Below are 15,705 nucleotides of genomic sequence, written 5' to 3' on the forward strand. Positions count from 1 at the left end.
CTTCGTGGACTCTGCGGAAAATAATAGCTACCGCGCCTTAGCGCGAGGCCGGCCAAGCAGGCTTCAAGGCAATTTCGCTCTTTTCTGGCCCGACCATTAAGTGCTAAATTCGAACTGATGCGACGGACAGATGGAGAGACCAACATGAGCGTTGCGCAGTTCATTCGCAGTGAGGTGGAGTCCAACGAGATCGTCCTGTTCATGAAAGGTACGCCCTCGTCGCCGGCCTGCGGGTTCTCGGCGCAGGTAGTTCGCATCCTCGATCATCTGGGAGTTTCGTTCAAATCGCACAACATCTACGAGTCGGAGGAGTTGCGGCAGGGTATCAAGGACTACTCGGACTGGCCGACCATTCCACAGCTGTATGTACGGGGCGAATTCGTGGGTGGATGCGATATCGTGACGGAGATGTTCCGGTCTGGAGAGCTGCAGGCCATTCTCTCGGAGCCGCAGGAAGCGGCGCGATCATGAACCACGGCTGGGCTCTCTGTCGATGGCCTACCCCGTCATCAGAGGGCGCCGATGTCGCGAAAACACATGAGCGTCCGCGCAATGTTTGGTCATTTGCCGTGTGATGTGCAGGGCCAAGCGCTATCGAGGATGGGGCAGCGCCTGGTGGCAGTCTCAGCATTCTTTCGTTGCATCAATCGCCGGTCGCTTCGCAGTCGGAATGACACTCGACGCATCTGAGGAGACGAAAATTGACCATTGAGGATCATCCGACGGTAAAGGCCTTTCGGTCGCGCAGCCTGGCCCGGACCGGCGCGGCGCCGCTGTCGGCGGAGCTCGTCAAGAGGATCGCGATAAGCTGTGGAGCGGACGATGTCGGGCTGGTCGAGATTGGCCGTCCGGCAATCAGTCCCCAAGTCGACTACATCCGAAAGGTCTATGGCCGCACGAAGTCCTTGATGGCGATCGCATGTCATATGAATCGCGAGCCGGTACGCTCTCCCACTCGCTCGGTGGCTAATGAGGAATTTCATGGAACCTATGACCATGTGAACGAGACTTCGCGCGCAATTGTCCGCGCCCTGGCGGAGCACGGCATCGCGGCCTGCAATTCGGTTGCCGCATTTCCCATGGAGATGGACCAGGCACGCATCATGATGGTGCAGCACAAGCCGGTCGCCGTCGAGGCCGGGCTGGGTCGCATGGGGATTCATCGCAACATCATCCACCCGAAATTTGGCAGCTTCATCCTGCTTGGAACGATCTTGCTGGCGGACGAGATCGATGCCTATGACCAGCCGATCGACTATAATCCTTGCTTGGAATGCCGACTATGTGTCGGAGCTTGCCCCGTCGGCGCGATAAAGCACGATGGGTACTTCGATTTTCAGACCTGCTTCACGCACAACTACCACGATTTTCTCGGAAACTTTACCAAATGGGTCGAAGAGGTTGCGGACTCGCGTGACGCGAAGGACTACAGGTCCCGCGTGAGCCCTTCCGAGACTCAGAGCATTTGGCAATCTCTCTCATTCAAGCCCGGGTACAAGGCTGCATATTGCGTATCGGTCTGCCCGGCTGGCGAGGATGTAATCGGACCATATCTTGATGACCGGGTGTCCTATGTGAATGATGTGGTCAAACCTCTGCTCGAGAAAGAAGAGACGCTGTTCGTGATTCCTGGATCGGACGCCGAGGAGAGTGCGCCACGACGGTTCCCGAATAAGACGATCCGGCATGTGCGCGCAGGACGTCCGATCGGAAGCGTTCAGGCGTACCTCTTTACACTGAGGCTCGGCTTCCAGCGTGGAAAGGCAAAGAAGCTCGATCTGGTCACTCATTGGACCTTTACGGGAAAAACTCCGTTCCAAGGGACAGTGCGCATCAACGACAAGATTCTGGATGTAACGCCCGGAACCCATGCCGGCGACGCCCGGCTTTCGATCACGGCCGATAGCGAGGCATGGCTCCGAGTGCTTAGCCGCGATCTCGAGCTTGCGGAGGCGATCGAGTCGCGGCTCATCGTTCCAAGCGATGCAGATCTGTTCGCCGCCTATATGCGCTGCTTTCCATTCTAGGGCTTTCAGGTCCGGAGTTTTGAGCGAGGCAAAGCCGCTATGCCTGCAAGACACGGGTCGGGTTCAGATCCTTCACTTCGCGGTGCTGCAGATGGTTTGGCGTCCCCCTCTCGAAGCGCCACGCCTCCTTTTCAATGACCTTCCTGAATGTGGTGGCCGGCCGGCCGAGCAGCTTCTCGACGTCCTGCGTTACCTCGGCAATATACCGATCACCGCCATTTTGCATGCACAGGTTTTCCAGATGCAACGCAGGATGCTCAGCGATATGAGGCATGAGCTTACGCATACGTTGCCGAAACTCTTCCATCGTCGTCGGCAGGTATTCGATCTTTCGACCGAGCGCCGCCGAGTAATCCTCGGCAAACCCGTACATGTCCTTTCGTTCCGGCCCCGTCAACTCGTAGGACTTCCCAGCGTGGCCGGCTGGGTCAGCTAACACCTCAATACAGACATCAGCGACGTCGGCCGTTGCCACCGGCGCGGTCTTTCCCAGGCCGAATGGCAGACGGATCGTGCCGTCCTCCTTGATGGTCATAGCCGGCACCCACAGTGTGATTGGGTTCTCGACGAACATCGCCGCCTGGATATGAACGATCGGCAGGCCTGACCAATCGAGGGCTCGCTCGCCCGCCCAATGCGCCCTTTGCTGGGGCGACCACTGGACGTCCACGCCCAGCACGGCGATGCGCTCCGCGTCCGGCGCCGACATGGTCTCGAGCGTCATGTAACATTGCTCATAGTCCGACATGTTGACGAATATCTCGGTGCCTCCTTCCTTCTTGGCCGCTGCGGCCATTAAGATGGTGGCATCGGCGTAGGACGGGTTCAGGCTCATGCTGAAATAGATGCGCCGCACACCCTTGACGGCCTGCGTGACGTCACGCGGATTTAGGAGATCGCCCACGAACACCTCGGCTCCCATGTCGCGCAAACTCTGCGCCCGCTCGTCATTTTTCCGCACGAACGCACGGACGGGAAGGCCGCGCTGCAGCAGGCCGCGAACAATGGTTCGGCCAACCGAGCCGGTTTGTCCACCGGCGCTCGTCACCAGAATTGGCGCCTTGCTCTTCATACTCGTGTCCTCCCTGATCTCGATCGTTTACTTGGTCTGATTATCTGAAAGCCGGACGAGACAAGCTCAGCGCTCTTGTTGAGGTACGAGCGCGAGCGCATTTGCTGCATGAATGCCAGCCGCAAGTATCGCATCCGACATCGACGAGTCTTCGGCGGCACGAGCAAGCTGGAGAGAGCCGACGAGTACAGCGAAAATTCCGATTGCGGCCTCTTGCGCGGCGCGGCTGGACGTTTTCCGCGGCAATCGCCTCTTTAGCTGCTCGAATATTTCGCGCAATCTAGCTGTGTAGGCCTTTCGGACGGATCGAGGTTGGCGACCGATCTCTGGAAGCAGTGCAGCCGAGGCGCATCCAACGTCCGGCCGATCGCGATGCTCCGCAGACAGGTAAGACCGGATCAGCGTGCTCAGTTCCCCGGGGACAACGTCGGCTTCACTCAGTCGCCGCAACTGCTCGTCCAGCGCCCGCTCAAGCCCTTCCCGAACGAGATCGCTTTTCGAGCCGAAGTGAGAATAGAAGCCGCCATTCGTAAGGCCCGCCTCGGACATAATTCCCGTCATTCCAGTCGCCGCAATGCCTTGGCGCCGGAATTTCCTTGCGGCGACCTTCAGTATCCGCTCGTGCGAACTATCCTTGTGCCCCTTGGCATACCGCATGCAGGCCCTCCGAACGAACAGCCTATTGTATGATGTAAATCATGTGATATGTATACCTTAATCTAACCTAGGGTTCAACTGCGTCAACGGAGAGCTTCTGTGCGACAGGACGGAAAAGTGGCGATCGTGACCGGGGCTTCGACGGGAATCGGGCTGTCCTCCGCAAGAGCATTGCGCGAGGCGGGATTCCGGGTGTTCGGGACCAGCCGACGAGCTGCCGCGAGCGATCCTGAGATGCTAAGCTGCGATGTGACGGACGACGCCTCGGTGAAAGCGGCCGTCGACAAGGTACTGGCTGCGACCGGCAGGATCGATGTTCTGGTGAACAACGCAGGCTTCGGCTTGCTGGGCGGGGCCGAAGAATCCTCGGCCGATCAGGCCAAGGCCTTGTTCGACGTGAACGTCTTCGGAGTGATGCGCATGACAAATGCGGTCCTCCCGACCATGCGAGATCGAAAAGCCGGACGGATCATCAACATTAGTTCGGTCTTGGGATTGATACCTGTGCCGTTTTCCGCCCTCTATTCTTCTACGAAGCATGCCATCGAGGGTTACTCCGAATCTCTCGACCACGAAGTGCGGACCTTTGGCGTTCGCGTTTGCCTGCTTGAGCCGGCCTATACGCGCACCTCGTTTGAGCAGAACATGGTGCTTCCCGACCGAAACCTGAAGGAATATGTGTCGGCGCGAACCCGAGCCAGCGCGCTGCTACGCGATGTGATGAATACAGCCGAGAGTCCCCAGGTTGTTGCCGAGAAGGTGATTTTGGCCGCGACAACGCCGTCACCTCGTCGGCGATACACCTGCGGAAAGGTTGCGCGCCAGGTGAGCATCCTTCGTCGTTTTGTGCCTGAAGGAATGTTCGACAAAAGCCTTCGCAAGCAGATGGGGCTGCCGGGGTGATCCCGTCGAAACAGTCGATCGCGAGCGATTTCCACGATCGCCGCGACAGGATGTTTGAACCTCCCGATCAACAACTTCGCGCGAACGCCTTGCAACCGTATTCCGGAGGCTAAATGCCGTCGCTGTTTGACCCCGTAACTATTGGCGATCTGCATCTGCCGAACCGGGTCATCATGGCCCCGCTGACCAGGCTACGCGCAGGCCAGAGCCGGATCCCCAATGCGATCATGGCGGAGTATTACGCGCAAAGGGCTTCGGCGGGTCTGATCATCACAGAAGGTGTTCCTGTTTCGCCTCAGGCAGTGGGCTATGCCGGCGTTCCCGGCATTTGGTCGGCAGACCACGTCGAGGGCTGGAAAGCCGTTACACGCGCGGTGAAGGCACGTGGGGGGCGGATTTTCATGCAGATCTGGCACGTCGGCCGGATCTCCGATCCAATATTCCTGGATGGTCAGGCGCCGGTCGGCCCCAGCCCCATCGCCGCGAAAGGCAACGTCAGCCTTGTCCGTCCGGAACGGGCTTTCAGCGCGCCGCGCCCGCTTACGACAGAAGAAGTCTTGGAGGTTGTCGAAGCATTTCGCAATGCTGCCAAGTTTGCCCAGATAGCTGGCTTCGATGGCGTGGAGCTCCACGGCGCGAATGGGTATTTGCTGGACCAATTCCTCCAAGATAGCTCCAACCAAAGGACGGATCGGTACGGAGGCTCAATCGAAAGCCGCGCCAGGCTCTTGCTCGAGGCCACAGATGCTGCAGTGTCGGTATGGGGACCCGACCGGGTGGGAATGCATCTTGCGCCTCGGGCTGACGTGCATTCCATGGGCGACTCCGACCGTGCCTCGACGTTCGGATACGTGGCAGCTGAACTCGGACGGCGCGGCATCGCCTTCATCTGCGCTCGCGAGCGCTTGGGACCCGACAGCTTGGGACCGTCTCTCAAGGCCGCCTTCGGCGGAAAGTATATTGCAAATGAAGGTTTCACTGCGGAAACCGCCCAGGCGGTCCTCGATGCGGGTTGGGCCGATGCGGTTGCCTTCGGAAAGGCATTCATTGCCAATCCGGATCTGCCTAAGCGCTTGGCGCTCGGCGCGCCGCTCAATCAGCCCCGCCCCGAAACTTTCTACGGTCCGGATGCCCACGGTTATACCGACTATCCTACACTGCCGAAATCTCCGGAGAACGTGGGGCGCGAAGATCCGGCGAAAACATAGGAGCGGGCCTCACCGAGCACCTCGGTGTGGAACAGAGGCGCCATCACGATCATTTTTTTTGAACTAAGCTCCTGGCCGCGCGATCGGACCGTCGAGCACCAAGTTCACCAATGATCTCTCGACCGGCCCCAAGAATATGGTCAGAAGCTGCTTTGCTGTTGACAGCACGGGCGAGCAGAATTGAACCTACCATGGTCGAGATGATGCCTGTGGCGATCTGGCGTGCCTCTTGAGAAGAAGCGCCGGAATTTAGCTCAGCTAGGACGTCGACCATTTGATCCAGCTTACGCTCAAAGCTCCGGCGTGCCCGCGCTTCTGATCGCCCGATGTCGGCGGCGAGCGCCGGAAGCGCGCAACCGTGCGTGGGATCGTCACGGTGGCGAGGACTGAGGTAATCGGCAACGATCGCATCAACGCACGTCGGGACAGCGCTCCCATTCGTCAGCCGTTTCCAGCGCTCGATAGTCTGATCCATTGCAAAGCCGGTTGCTTCAGCAACGAGAGCCGCACGGGACGCGAAATAGTTATAGAAGCCGCCATGTGTCAGACCAACGAGCTGCATAAAATCGACAACGCTGAGCGCTTCGGCACCTTTCTTGCGCAGACCGTAGGAGGCATTCTCGACGATCCGGTTGCGGGTCTGACGCTTATGATCTCTCACGTAACGCATCGTGCTTCATCCGATTTGCAGAAGATCTGTTGGGCGGCTCATCAGACGCCAAACGCCCCATGGCCGGCCGCTCCGATTCCAGCCGACATCTAAGCATCGGCGACGGCGTTTCAGTCCTGGATTTTGCGCCATGCCTCCCCGCAACATTTCATTGCAAGATGAGCCAAGTTATATGATTATCGTCATACAAACAACACCGCTTGTCGGGGAGATTTCATCATGTCCGCAGTCACCGATCCCGTTGTCATTCTTTCGGCCGTACGCACGCCTTTGGGACGTTTCATGGGTGAGTTGTCGCCGCTCTCGGCACATAAGCTCGGCTCTCACGCGATCGCGGCAGCGCTGGAGCGTGCCAAGCTCGCGCCGGAGCGGATCGACGAGGTCTTTATGGGTAACGTGCTGCCGGCCGGCCAGGGTCAGGCGCCGGCCCGCCAGGCTGCGCGCGGCGCCCGGCTGCCTGATGCGACCGGGGCCACCACGATCAACAAGGTTTGCGGCTCCGGCATGAAGGCGACCATGCTCGGTCACGACATCATCAATGCGGGCTCTGCCGCCATCGTGCTGTCCGGTGGCATGGAGAGCATGAGCAACGCGCCATATCTGCTGGCAAAGGCGCGCGCCGGCTATCGGGCCGGCCACGACCGGATCATCGACCACATGTTGATGGACGGCCTGGAAGATGCCTATGAGACCGGCCGTTCGATGGGGGACTTCGGCGAGGCCACGGCCGAAGCCTATCAGTTCACCCGCAAGGACCAAGACGCCTATGCGATGGAGACGCTGATCCGAGCACGCAAGGCCGTGGAAAGCGGCGCGTTCAAGGCCGAAATCGCACCGATCACTCTGGCCGAAAAAGCAGGGCCGCGCGTCATCGCCAATGACGAGCATCCGCTGAAGGTAGACCCTGCCAAGATCCCAGGCTTGAAGGCGGCGTTCCGCGCCAACGGCACCATCACGCCTGCCGCCTCCTCGGCGAACGCGGACGGAGCCGCCGCCCTGATCCTGGCGAAGCGCTCGCTCGTCGATCGCGAGGGACTGCCGGCGCTGGCGGAAATCAGGGGCCACGCCACCCATAGCCAAGAACCGCAATGGTTCACCACCGCGCCGATCCCGGCGATCCGCAAGCTCCTGGACAAGGTCGGCTGGAGCGTCGGCGACGTCGACCTGTTTGAAATCAACGAAGCCTTTGCGGTGGTGGCGATGGCCGCGCAGAAGGACCTCGGCATTCCCCGCGAAAAGCTCAACGTCCATGGTGGCGCCTGCGCGCTCGGCCACCCGATCGGCGCCACCGGCGCGCGATTGATCGTGACGCTGCTGCATGCGCTGGAAGCGCAGAACCTCAAACGCGGCGTCGCCGCACTCTGCATCGGCGGCGGTGAAGCCACTGCAATCGCCGTCCAGCGCATCGTTCGCTAGTCGAGGCCAGCTCGCAAAAAGAACTTGGCAAGCGGCCCACATGGTGTCGCTTGCCGATTTTCTATCGGGAAGCTCACCCCCGGTCCACCTTCTGCAATCCGAATCATCGCTGGTCGAACTTGGCGAGCCGCCACCGAACAAGGTCGTCAGCCCCTGGTCCGGCCAACGGCCGGACATCCCTCATGCGCACCAATTCTCCCGACTTGTCATCGACAAGAGCGAGCTTAACCGGACGTCCGCTGTTCTTGTTGATGAATTTGAGCGGCGGACCCGCATCCCCCGTAATCGCCCACTTGTCCCCGACCTGGGCAAGCGCCTGGATCACCAGGATAATGTCCCTGCCCTTTCGGGTCAGAAGGTATTCGTAGCGTTCAGGGCCGGTCTGATACCGACGCCGCTCGAGCAGTTCATTTTCTTCGAGATGCTTGAGCCGATCGGACAGGGTGGCATGTGTGACGCCGGTCGACTTCCTCAACTCGTCATATCTGCTCAATCCCAGTGACAGATCGCGCAGGATGAGCATGGCCCAGCGGTCACCGACAGCGTTCAATACGCCGGCGATCGAGCACGCCATTCCTTCAAAGCCCTTCGAGCGCATCATCCCTCCTAACAACACTTCTCAGCAGAATAATCATGCTCGGGACGCCATCCAAGCGCCAAGCCGCGAACATCGACAAGAAATGTCTTGCATTTTTGTCACTCTTATTATTAGAGTGACTATTGGATAACAAAAACCGCGCGCCGATCCCAGGAGGATAAATGCCCGACCCTCACAGCCGGCACTTGGTGACATTCGAGATAAACGGATCGCGCAAGACGGTTTTCGTTGAAGCGCGAAAGTTGCTGGTCCATCTGATCCGGGAGGATCTTGGCCTCACCGGCACCCATGTCGGCTGCGACACCTCCCAATGCGGTGCCTGCACCGTCGAAATCGATGGACTGGCGGTCAAATCCTGCACGGTACTGGCCGTGACGGCGGACGGCGCGTCGATCACCACGGTCGAGGGATTGACCGATCCCGGTGGCGAACTCAGCGCCGTTCAGGCCGCCTTTCACGAACATCACGCGCTGCAATGCGGCTTCTGTACGCCGGGCATGGTGATGAGCGTACGGCAGCTCCTGAGGGATCATCCCAATCCCGGCGAGCACGACATCCGCCATGGACTTGCCGGCAATATCTGCCGCTGCACCGGCTATCACAACATTGTCCGCGCCGTTGAAAGCCTCGCAGCGAAGGAGCAGCAGCCTTGAACGACACGCCTGCGATCCGCCATATCGGTCGGCCCTTAAAGCGGCGCGGAGATTTCAAGCTGCTCGCTGGCAAGGGCCGCTACGTCGATGACGTCAGGCTGCCGGGCATGCTGCACATGGCGGTACTGCGATCGCCGCACGCCCACGCCGAGATTAGAAGCGTCGATCTCTCTGCAGCAAAAGCCGCACCAGGGGTTCGCTTGGTCCTTTCCGGGATGGCGCTCGCCGGCAAGATTGGCCCGATTGTTCCGAACTGGGTTCTTCCGGGCAGCAAGGTGCCGTTCCGCCCTGTAGTCGCGACCGACCGCGTCCGCTTTGTCGGCGAATGCGTAGCGCTGGTAGTGGCGGAAACGTTGGCCGAAGCCTACGACGCCGTCGGGCTGATCGACGTCGGTTACGAAGTGCTGCCTGCCGTGATCGACGAAGAGACCGCAATCCGGCAGGACGTGCCGCAACTTCATGACAACGTTCCCGGCAACATCACTACGATCTACAAGGTGCGTGGCGGCGACTACCAGAAGGCCGCCCACGAGGCCGATCAGGTCATCGGACTGCGCGTCGTCAACAACCGCCTGATCCCGACCTGCATGGAAACGCGCGCGATCGTTGCCACGCCGGAGCCAGACGGGACGCTGACGGTCTATATTGGCAGCCAAGTTCCGCACATGCACCGGCGCTGGATCGCCGAGACGGTTCGTATTCCCGAGCATCAGTTGCGGGTGATCGCGCCTGATATCGGAGGTGGGTTTGGCGCCAAAATGCACCTCTACCCCGAAGACTTGCTCTGCCCCTATCTCGCACGCGAGCTCGGCGTGCCAGTCAAATGGTGGGAAAGCCGCTCCGAAAGCCATCAATCGACCAGCCACGGTCGCGCGCACACGGAAAATATCGAGATCGCGTTCAAAAACGACGGCAAGATCCTGGGCCTGAAAGTCGAGACCCTTGGTAATGTCGGCGCCTATCTGTCGAACATGGCGAGCGGCGGTCCCACCGTGAACACCGTCAACTTCGGTACCGGAACCTATAAGATCGATAACTACGAGGCGATATCCCGAGTCGTTGTCACCAATACGGTGCCGGTGGATGCCTATCGCGGCTATGGACGGCCAGAGGGCGCCTATATCGCCGAGCGGGCGATCGATGCGGTCGCGCGTCACCTTCATCTCGACCAGGTCGAGGTGCGGCGGAAGAATTTCGTTCAAGCAGCGGAATTTCCGTATCGACCGTATGGCAGCACGGGCGTGATGTACGACAGCGGTAATTATCAGGGACTGCTGGACAAGGCGCTTGCCGCCTTCGACTACGAAGGGCGCCGAAAGGAATGTGATGCCTTGCGGGCCAGCGGTGTCTATCGCGGCGTCGGCATCGCCGCTTATACGCATATGTGTGGCATGGCGCCGTCGCGGCGGCTGGCGCTCAGCGGATTTGATCGCGGCGGCTGGGAAAGTGCGCGGGTCAGCATCGATTCCAGCGGCCGGGCTACGATCTATTCAGGCTCGATGAGCCAGGGTCAGGGCCATATCACGTCGCTGTCGCAGATTGCCGCGGACGTGCTGCAGATTCCCGTTGAGGACATCGACATCGTGCAGGGGGACACGCGGCAAGTGCAGGCCGGCCACGGCACGTTCAATTCCCGCTCGATGGCGGTCGGCGGATCCAGTGTGCATGTGTGCTCGCAGCGCGTCGTGGCCAAAGCAAAGAAGATCGCGGCGAGCATGCTGGAAGTGGATGAGAAGGACGTTTCCTATTCCGCCGGTGCGTTCAGCGTGCCTGGCACGGATATCGCGCCGTTAACGTTCTCGAAGGTGGCCCGCATGGCTTATGTCGGCCACAAGCTGCCGGATGGCGTTACACCGGGCCTGGACGAAACGGAGTTTTACGACCCAACCGGTATGGGCTCGCCGTCAGGCGTCCACCTCACCTACGTCGAGGTCGATCCTGAGACTGGCATCGTCGACATTCTCGACTATGTCGCGGTTGACGACGTCGGCACCCTGATCAATCCACGTCTCGCGGCGGGCCAGATTCATGGTGGCGTCGTGCAGGGCATCGCGCAGGCGCTCTATGAAGAGGTCAGCTACGATCCAGACAATGGACAACTCCTGACCGGCTCACTGCTCGACTATGCCGTTCCGCGCGCCGAGCACGTGCCGAACATCCGCTCGCAGTTCCAGGAGACGCCCTCGCCGACCAATCCGATTGGCGTCAAGGGCATCGGCGAGAGTGGCTCGATCGCGGCGCCCCCCTGCATGGTCCACGCCGTACTCGATGCGTTGTCACCGTTCGGTATCAAACATCTCGATATGCCGCTGACGCCGCCGCGAATCTGGAAGGCGGTACAAGAGGCGCGCTCGGGAGAACTCCAATGATCCCGGCAGCCTTCAACTATGTCCGCGCGGCTTCGCTCGCCCAGGCCATCGATCTGCTGCGGGAAGATCCCGACGGAACGAAGCTCCTGGCCGGTGGCCATACCTTGCTTCCGGCCCTGAAGCTGCGGCTGGCGTCGCCCGAACTTCTGATCGATATCGGAGGCATCACCGAGCTCAAGGGCATCGAGATCGGCAAAGCCGGAGTCAGGATCGGCGCGCTGACGCGGCATGCCGACCTGCTTGCATCAGAGACGCTGTTCGAGGAATTGCCCATCTTTCGCCAGGCGGCGAGTCTGATAGCCGATCCCCAGGTGCGTAACCGTGGCACGATCGGCGGCTCGCTTGCGAATGCCGATCCGGCAGCTGACTGGCCGGCGGTCGTCGTCGCGCTGAAGGCAGAGATCGAGATCGCCGGCGCGAACGGCCACAGACGGGTCGCGGCGCAGGATTTCTTTGTCGATATCTTTTCTACTGTGCTGGAACCGGACGAGGTTCTCACCAGCATTCATATCCCGCGGCCGACAGCCGGCATGCGCTTCATATACCGAAAGATCCGGCATCCCGCGAGCGGCTTTGCTGTCGTGGGCATTGCGGTCGGCGTGCGCATGCGAGACGGCGTGGTGGCCGAGGTCTCCCTCGGCGTGACAGGCGCGGCGAACCACGCTTTCGCCGGCCAGGCCGCTGCCGATTTCCTGACCGGAAAGACGTTGTCGCGGGAGAATATCGACCAGGCGGCCACATTGCTGAGCGAGACCACCGAATGCCTCTCGGATCGCTACGCTTCAGCGGAGTATCGGGCGAATCTGATCCGGACCGAGACCAGACGCGCGCTACTTGCGCTTTCCTTGTGAGACGGAATCCGTGATGCGCCGAGTCGTCGTTACGGGATTGGGATTGGTATCGCCGGTGGGTTGCGGCAGCGAGCTGGCGTGGTCACGGCTGCTCGCGGCCCGTTCGGGGCTTGCCGCCCTTCCCGAGTGGGCGGCGGCCCTGCCGGCGCGGGTCGCAGGAATGGTGCCGACAAGGGCCAAAGATCAAGAGGGCGGATTCGATCCGGATCTGACCGTCGCGCCTAAGGATCAGCGAAGGATGGATCGCTTCATCCTGTTCGCGCTTGCCGCCGCGGCCGAGGCCATTGCCCAGGCGGAATGGACTCCGTCCGATGCGCATTCGCTCGAGCGCACGGCAACAGTGATCGCTTCCGGCATCGGAGGCTTTCCGGCGATCGTGGAAGCGGTCCGCACCACAGACCAGCGCGGGGTCCGGCGTCTCTCGCCTTTCACCGTGCCGTCCTTTCTCGCAAATCTCGCGGCTGGCCACATCTCGATCCGCTACGGCTTCAAGGGTCCCATCGGCGCGCCGGTCACCGCCTGCGCCGCGAGCGTGCAGGCAATCGGCGATGCCGCACGCCTGATCCGATCTGGAGAAGCCGACGCCGCGGTTTGCGGCGGTTCGGAAGCCTGCATCGATCTCGTGAGCCTGGGCGGGTTCGCCGCTGCGCGTGCGCTTTCGACCGGCTTCAATGAAACGCCCGCCCGCGCTTCCCGTCCCTTCGACCGTGATCGCGACGGCTTTGTCATGGGCGAAGGCGCGGGCGTCCTGGTCATAGAAGAGCTGGAGCATGCGATCCGCCGCGGCGCAAAGCCGATTGCGGAAATCGTCGGCTACGGAACGACGGCAGATGCGTACCACATCACGTCAGGGCCCGAGGACGGCGACGGTGCGCGCCGCGCCATGGAAGGCGCATTGCGGCAGGCCGGCCTCAAACCCGGTGACGTCCAGCACCTCAACGCGCATTCCACGTCAACGCCAGTTGGCGATGTTTCCGAACTGGAGGCGATCAAGGCGGTCTTCGGCCGCGAGGGGCAGATTGCCGTGAGTGCCACCAAATCCGCAACTGGCCATCTGCTCGGAGCGGCCGGCGGAGCGGAAGCAATCTTCACGATTCTGGCACTGCGCGATCAGGTCGCGCCACCTACTCTCAATCTCGAAACTTGCGATGCCGCCGCGGCAGGTGTCGACCTTGTCGCCGGTCAGGCCCGGCCCATGACGATGGAGCATGCGATCTCCAACGGTTTCGGCTTTGGAGGCGTCAACGCGAGCATCATCTTTCGGCGCTGGCAGTAGCGGGGTTCAGCTCCGGTAAAAGCGGAGCGGGCCACGGCTGCTGCGTTCTCCCGGCCGCCTTAGCCACATCTTGGCAAGCCGCTACTTCCGCTTTCGTCTTTGGGCGCTTGCCCTCACACCAGCCGAGGCTTCCGCAGAAGCCGTGCCACCAAATCGCTTGCGATTGAAGGGAACGGCGCCCGAGCCCGGCACGACTTCGACGTCCTCGAGCCGCAGAGGCTTGCCGCTGGACGTCCGCAGTACGGGAAATTCAATCGGGCGCCCAGCGACACGATCGCGGAAGACGACCTGCGGTCCCTCAGGCTCTGCGAGCCAATCATCGCCCCACTTCTTGAGAGCCAGGTAGGCCGGAAAGAAAGCGCGCCCCTTCTCGGTCAGCACGTACTCGTATCGTCCGGAATGTTCGGGCAGCGGCACGCGCGTCATCACACCAGCATCGACGAACTTCTTCAAGCGATTGCTCAAGATATTGGGAGCAATGCCAATGTAGTGTTCGAACTCATCGAACCGCTTCACGCCATAATAGGCTTCACGGAGAATCAGGATGGACCAGCGGTCGCCGACCACCTCCATGGCGCGGGCCATGGAGCATTCCTTATTGGCAAGACGGCTCTGCTTCGCACCGGACATCGTTTTCCTAAGCTTCGAATTCCGCTCATACCATATTGAGCCGAATCCCAGTATGTCCAGTGCCAGCTAGGGGGTTGCAAACCTTCGCAGCCGAATGGTTCTCTCGTATCTCAGGCCGCACGGCCCGACTCGGCCGGCGGCTTGACGCCAATCTCGGGCTCCAGAGCGCGGGGATGCGTGACCAGCACACCCGCTTCGCTCAAGCGTCTCAGTTCCTCCTGGCTCACGCCCAGTTCGCTGAACACCTCGAAATTGTGCTCTCCCTGGAACGCAGGTGCTCCGATCGGCTTCAACTCCTCCGCCGAGAACCGCCACGGCCGACCCGGCAGTCGATATTCGCCGCCGCTGCGGTCCGGCACGTGCTGCACTGCGCCCCAATAATCGCTCCATTCCGACGCGCTTAGTTCCTTGATCGAGCGGATCTCGCCCATCGCGATCTTGGCTTCGTCGAATTGGGCATCGAGCGTCGCCATGTCGGGGAAGGTCAAGATCCACGACTGGATGATCTGGTGCAGCACACCGAAATTCAAGCGACGCGCGGCCGCGCTCGCAAAGCGCGGGTCGTCCATCAAATCCACGCGACGCATCGCGCGCAGCCAGGATGGGAAGGTCCGGCTGCCGATAATGCTCGTCGCAACCGTGAAATGCTCTCCATTAGGTCCGGTAAAGAATGAGCAGTCCGTCGCGCCGAGCACGGCGGGCTCGGCTCCAATATCATCGTCGGAAAGATCGACATGTGCACGTTCGTTGACCGCGAGCAGTGTCGCAGCCATCGCGACATCGATATATTGGCCCTGACCTGTCCTTTGGCGGCTATTCAGCGCGCCAAGAATCGCGATGGTGGCCTGCAGGCCGGCGTAGACGTCCGCGTGCGAGAGGCTGTCCGTGCGCGGTTCAGTCAACGCCTCTCCATAGTGACGAATGCTGTTTTCGGTGAAGCCGGCCTCGGCCTGCACGGTCGGCGCATAGGCCATCCGGCTGCGCCAGGGTCCGCCCTGGCCATAGCCGGTGATCGAGGCATATACCAATCGCGGATTGCGCTTGGACAGGGTTTCATAATCAAGGCCGAAGAAGCCAAGCGTGCCCGCGCGGAAGTTTTCCACGAAGACATCGGCGGTATCGCAGAGCTTCAGTGCGAGTTCATAAGCACCGGGAACATTGAGATTGATGCTGACGTTGCGTTTACCGGCGTCTGCTGCGCGTAATAGCCCGACATCCCGTCGGTTGAGGGAAACGCGAAGCGTGAGACGTCCGGGCTTGGCGGCTCCACCTTGATGACCTCGGCACCGAGATCCTGCAAGGTTCGCGCGCATAAGGGGCCTGCCAACACACGGGAGAAGTCGACGACACGGATTCCGTTGAGAGGACCGCCCAT

General features: G+C 60.9%; 14 protein-coding genes and 1 pseudogene. 9 read left to right on the top strand and 6 right to left on the bottom strand.

The features are described 5' to 3' along the window. Window positions 1-144 precede the first annotated feature (144 nt). Both grxD and ACQR0U_RS26630 read left to right on the top strand, forming a co-directional pair. Entirely contained in the window at window positions 145-471 is a 327-nt protein-coding gene (gene grxD / locus ACQR0U_RS26625) for a Grx4 family monothiol glutaredoxin (RefSeq protein ID WP_315714222.1), read from the top strand. Between the two features lie 230 nt (window positions 472-701). After that, on the top strand, window positions 702-2,027 hold the full coding sequence (locus ACQR0U_RS26630; protein WP_434872328.1) for a 4Fe-4S binding protein: 1,326 nt from the start codon (window positions 702-704) through the stop codon (window positions 2,025-2,027). 37 nt (window positions 2,028-2,064) lie between these two features. Here ACQR0U_RS26630 and ACQR0U_RS26635 read toward each other — a convergent pair whose 3' ends face one another. Next, a complete protein-coding gene (locus ACQR0U_RS26635) occupies window positions 2,065-3,099 on the bottom strand; it encodes an NAD(P)H-binding protein (RefSeq protein ID WP_316169269.1) in 1,035 nt (344 codons plus the stop codon). 66 nt (window positions 3,100-3,165) lie between these two features. Further along, window positions 3,166-3,756: a TetR/AcrR family transcriptional regulator gene (locus tag ACQR0U_RS26640; RefSeq protein WP_315714219.1), complete on the bottom strand. Its 591-nt coding sequence runs from the start codon at window positions 3,754-3,756 to the stop codon at window positions 3,166-3,168. A gap of 117 nt (window positions 3,757-3,873) precedes the next feature. On the opposite strand from ACQR0U_RS26640, the gene ACQR0U_RS26645 reads away from it, so the two are divergent. Continuing rightward, complete coding sequence (locus ACQR0U_RS26645) at window positions 3,874-4,659, top strand: oxidoreductase (protein ID WP_434872329.1); 786 nt, start codon at window positions 3,874-3,876, stop codon at window positions 4,657-4,659. A 113-nt stretch (window positions 4,660-4,772) separates the two neighbouring features. Further along, entirely contained in the window at window positions 4,773-5,867 is a 1,095-nt protein-coding gene (locus ACQR0U_RS26650) for an alkene reductase (protein ID WP_434842763.1), read from the top strand. A gap of 49 nt (window positions 5,868-5,916) precedes the next feature. On the opposite strand, the gene ACQR0U_RS26655 is transcribed toward ACQR0U_RS26650, so the two are convergent. Beyond that, on the bottom strand, window positions 5,917-6,537 hold the full coding sequence (locus tag ACQR0U_RS26655; protein ID WP_316186748.1) for a TetR/AcrR family transcriptional regulator: 621 nt from the start codon (window positions 6,535-6,537) through the stop codon (window positions 5,917-5,919). A gap of 219 nt (window positions 6,538-6,756) precedes the next feature. Here ACQR0U_RS26655 and ACQR0U_RS26660 point away from each other — a divergent pair, with 219 nt between their 5' ends. Continuing rightward, window positions 6,757-7,953 carry an acetyl-CoA C-acyltransferase gene (locus ACQR0U_RS26660; protein ID WP_315714215.1) on the top strand — a complete coding sequence of 399 codons (1,197 nt, stop codon included), beginning with the start codon at window positions 6,757-6,759 and terminating at the stop codon, window positions 7,951-7,953. A 103-nt stretch (window positions 7,954-8,056) separates the two neighbouring features. On the opposite strand, the gene ACQR0U_RS26665 is transcribed toward ACQR0U_RS26660, so the two are convergent. Beyond that, on the bottom strand, window positions 8,057-8,551 hold the full coding sequence (locus ACQR0U_RS26665) for a winged helix-turn-helix transcriptional regulator (RefSeq protein WP_315714214.1): 495 nt from the start codon (window positions 8,549-8,551) through the stop codon (window positions 8,057-8,059). 161 nt (window positions 8,552-8,712) lie between these two features. Between ACQR0U_RS26665 and ACQR0U_RS26670 the strand changes: the two genes are divergently transcribed. From ACQR0U_RS26670 to fabF, 4 genes are read left to right on the top strand one after another with little or no spacing between them, the layout of a single operon-like run. Next, complete coding sequence (locus ACQR0U_RS26670; protein WP_315714213.1) at window positions 8,713-9,204, top strand: (2Fe-2S)-binding protein; 492 nt, start codon at window positions 8,713-8,715, stop codon at window positions 9,202-9,204. After that, window positions 9,201-11,573, top strand: a complete 2,373-nt coding sequence (locus tag ACQR0U_RS26675; protein ID WP_434842762.1) for a xanthine dehydrogenase family protein molybdopterin-binding subunit — start codon at window positions 9,201-9,203, stop codon at window positions 11,571-11,573. The genes ACQR0U_RS26670 and ACQR0U_RS26675 overlap by 4 nt, the downstream gene beginning before the upstream one ends. After that, window positions 11,570-12,424: an FAD binding domain-containing protein gene (locus ACQR0U_RS26680; RefSeq protein WP_316225914.1), complete on the top strand. Its 855-nt coding sequence runs from the start codon at window positions 11,570-11,572 to the stop codon at window positions 12,422-12,424. The genes ACQR0U_RS26675 and ACQR0U_RS26680 overlap by 4 nt, the downstream gene beginning before the upstream one ends. Window positions 12,425-12,437: 13 nt before the next feature. Next, a complete protein-coding gene (fabF, locus tag ACQR0U_RS26685; protein WP_315714210.1) occupies window positions 12,438-13,700 on the top strand; it encodes a beta-ketoacyl-ACP synthase II in 1,263 nt (420 codons plus the stop codon). Between the two features lie 81 nt (window positions 13,701-13,781). On the opposite strand, the gene ACQR0U_RS26690 is transcribed toward fabF, so the two are convergent. Beyond that, window positions 13,782-14,330, bottom strand: coding sequence for a winged helix-turn-helix transcriptional regulator (locus ACQR0U_RS26690; protein ID WP_315768661.1), 549 nt, complete (start codon window positions 14,328-14,330; stop codon window positions 13,782-13,784). A gap of 110 nt (window positions 14,331-14,440) precedes the next feature. Next, window positions 14,441-15,705: pseudogene (locus ACQR0U_RS26695) on the bottom strand (CaiB/BaiF CoA transferase family protein).

The sequence above is a fragment of the Bradyrhizobium sp. HKCCYLRH3097 genome (genome assembly GCF_051167875.1).
Taxonomy (GTDB): Bacteria; Pseudomonadota; Alphaproteobacteria; order Rhizobiales; family Xanthobacteraceae; genus Bradyrhizobium.

Excerpts from the sequence above, each read along its gene's own strand:
- fabF (WP_315714210.1), top strand. The coding sequence starts at position 12,438 with ATGCGCCGAGTCGTCGTTACGGGATTGGGATTGGTATCGCCGGTGGGT.
- ACQR0U_RS26650 (WP_434842763.1), top strand. The coding sequence starts at position 4,773 with ATGCCGTCGCTGTTTGACCCCGTAACTATTGGCGATCTGCATCTGCCG.
- ACQR0U_RS26655 (WP_316186748.1), bottom strand. The coding sequence starts at position 6,537 with ATGCGTTACGTGAGAGATCATAAGCGTCAGACCCGCAACCGGATCGTC.
- ACQR0U_RS26660 (WP_315714215.1), top strand. The coding sequence starts at position 6,757 with ATGTCCGCAGTCACCGATCCCGTTGTCATTCTTTCGGCCGTACGCACG.
- ACQR0U_RS26665 (WP_315714214.1), bottom strand. The coding sequence starts at position 8,551 with ATGCGCTCGAAGGGCTTTGAAGGAATGGCGTGCTCGATCGCCGGCGTA.
- grxD (WP_315714222.1), top strand. The coding sequence starts at position 145 with ATGAGCGTTGCGCAGTTCATTCGCAGTGAGGTGGAGTCCAACGAGATC.
- ACQR0U_RS26670 (WP_315714213.1), top strand. The coding sequence starts at position 8,713 with ATGCCCGACCCTCACAGCCGGCACTTGGTGACATTCGAGATAAACGGA.
- ACQR0U_RS26680 (WP_316225914.1), top strand. The coding sequence starts at position 11,570 with ATGATCCCGGCAGCCTTCAACTATGTCCGCGCGGCTTCGCTCGCCCAG.
- ACQR0U_RS26640 (WP_315714219.1), bottom strand. The coding sequence starts at position 3,756 with ATGCGGTATGCCAAGGGGCACAAGGATAGTTCGCACGAGCGGATACTG.
- ACQR0U_RS26635 (WP_316169269.1), bottom strand. The coding sequence starts at position 3,099 with ATGAAGAGCAAGGCGCCAATTCTGGTGACGAGCGCCGGTGGACAAACC.
- ACQR0U_RS26690 (WP_315768661.1), bottom strand. The coding sequence starts at position 14,330 with ATGTCCGGTGCGAAGCAGAGCCGTCTTGCCAATAAGGAATGCTCCATG.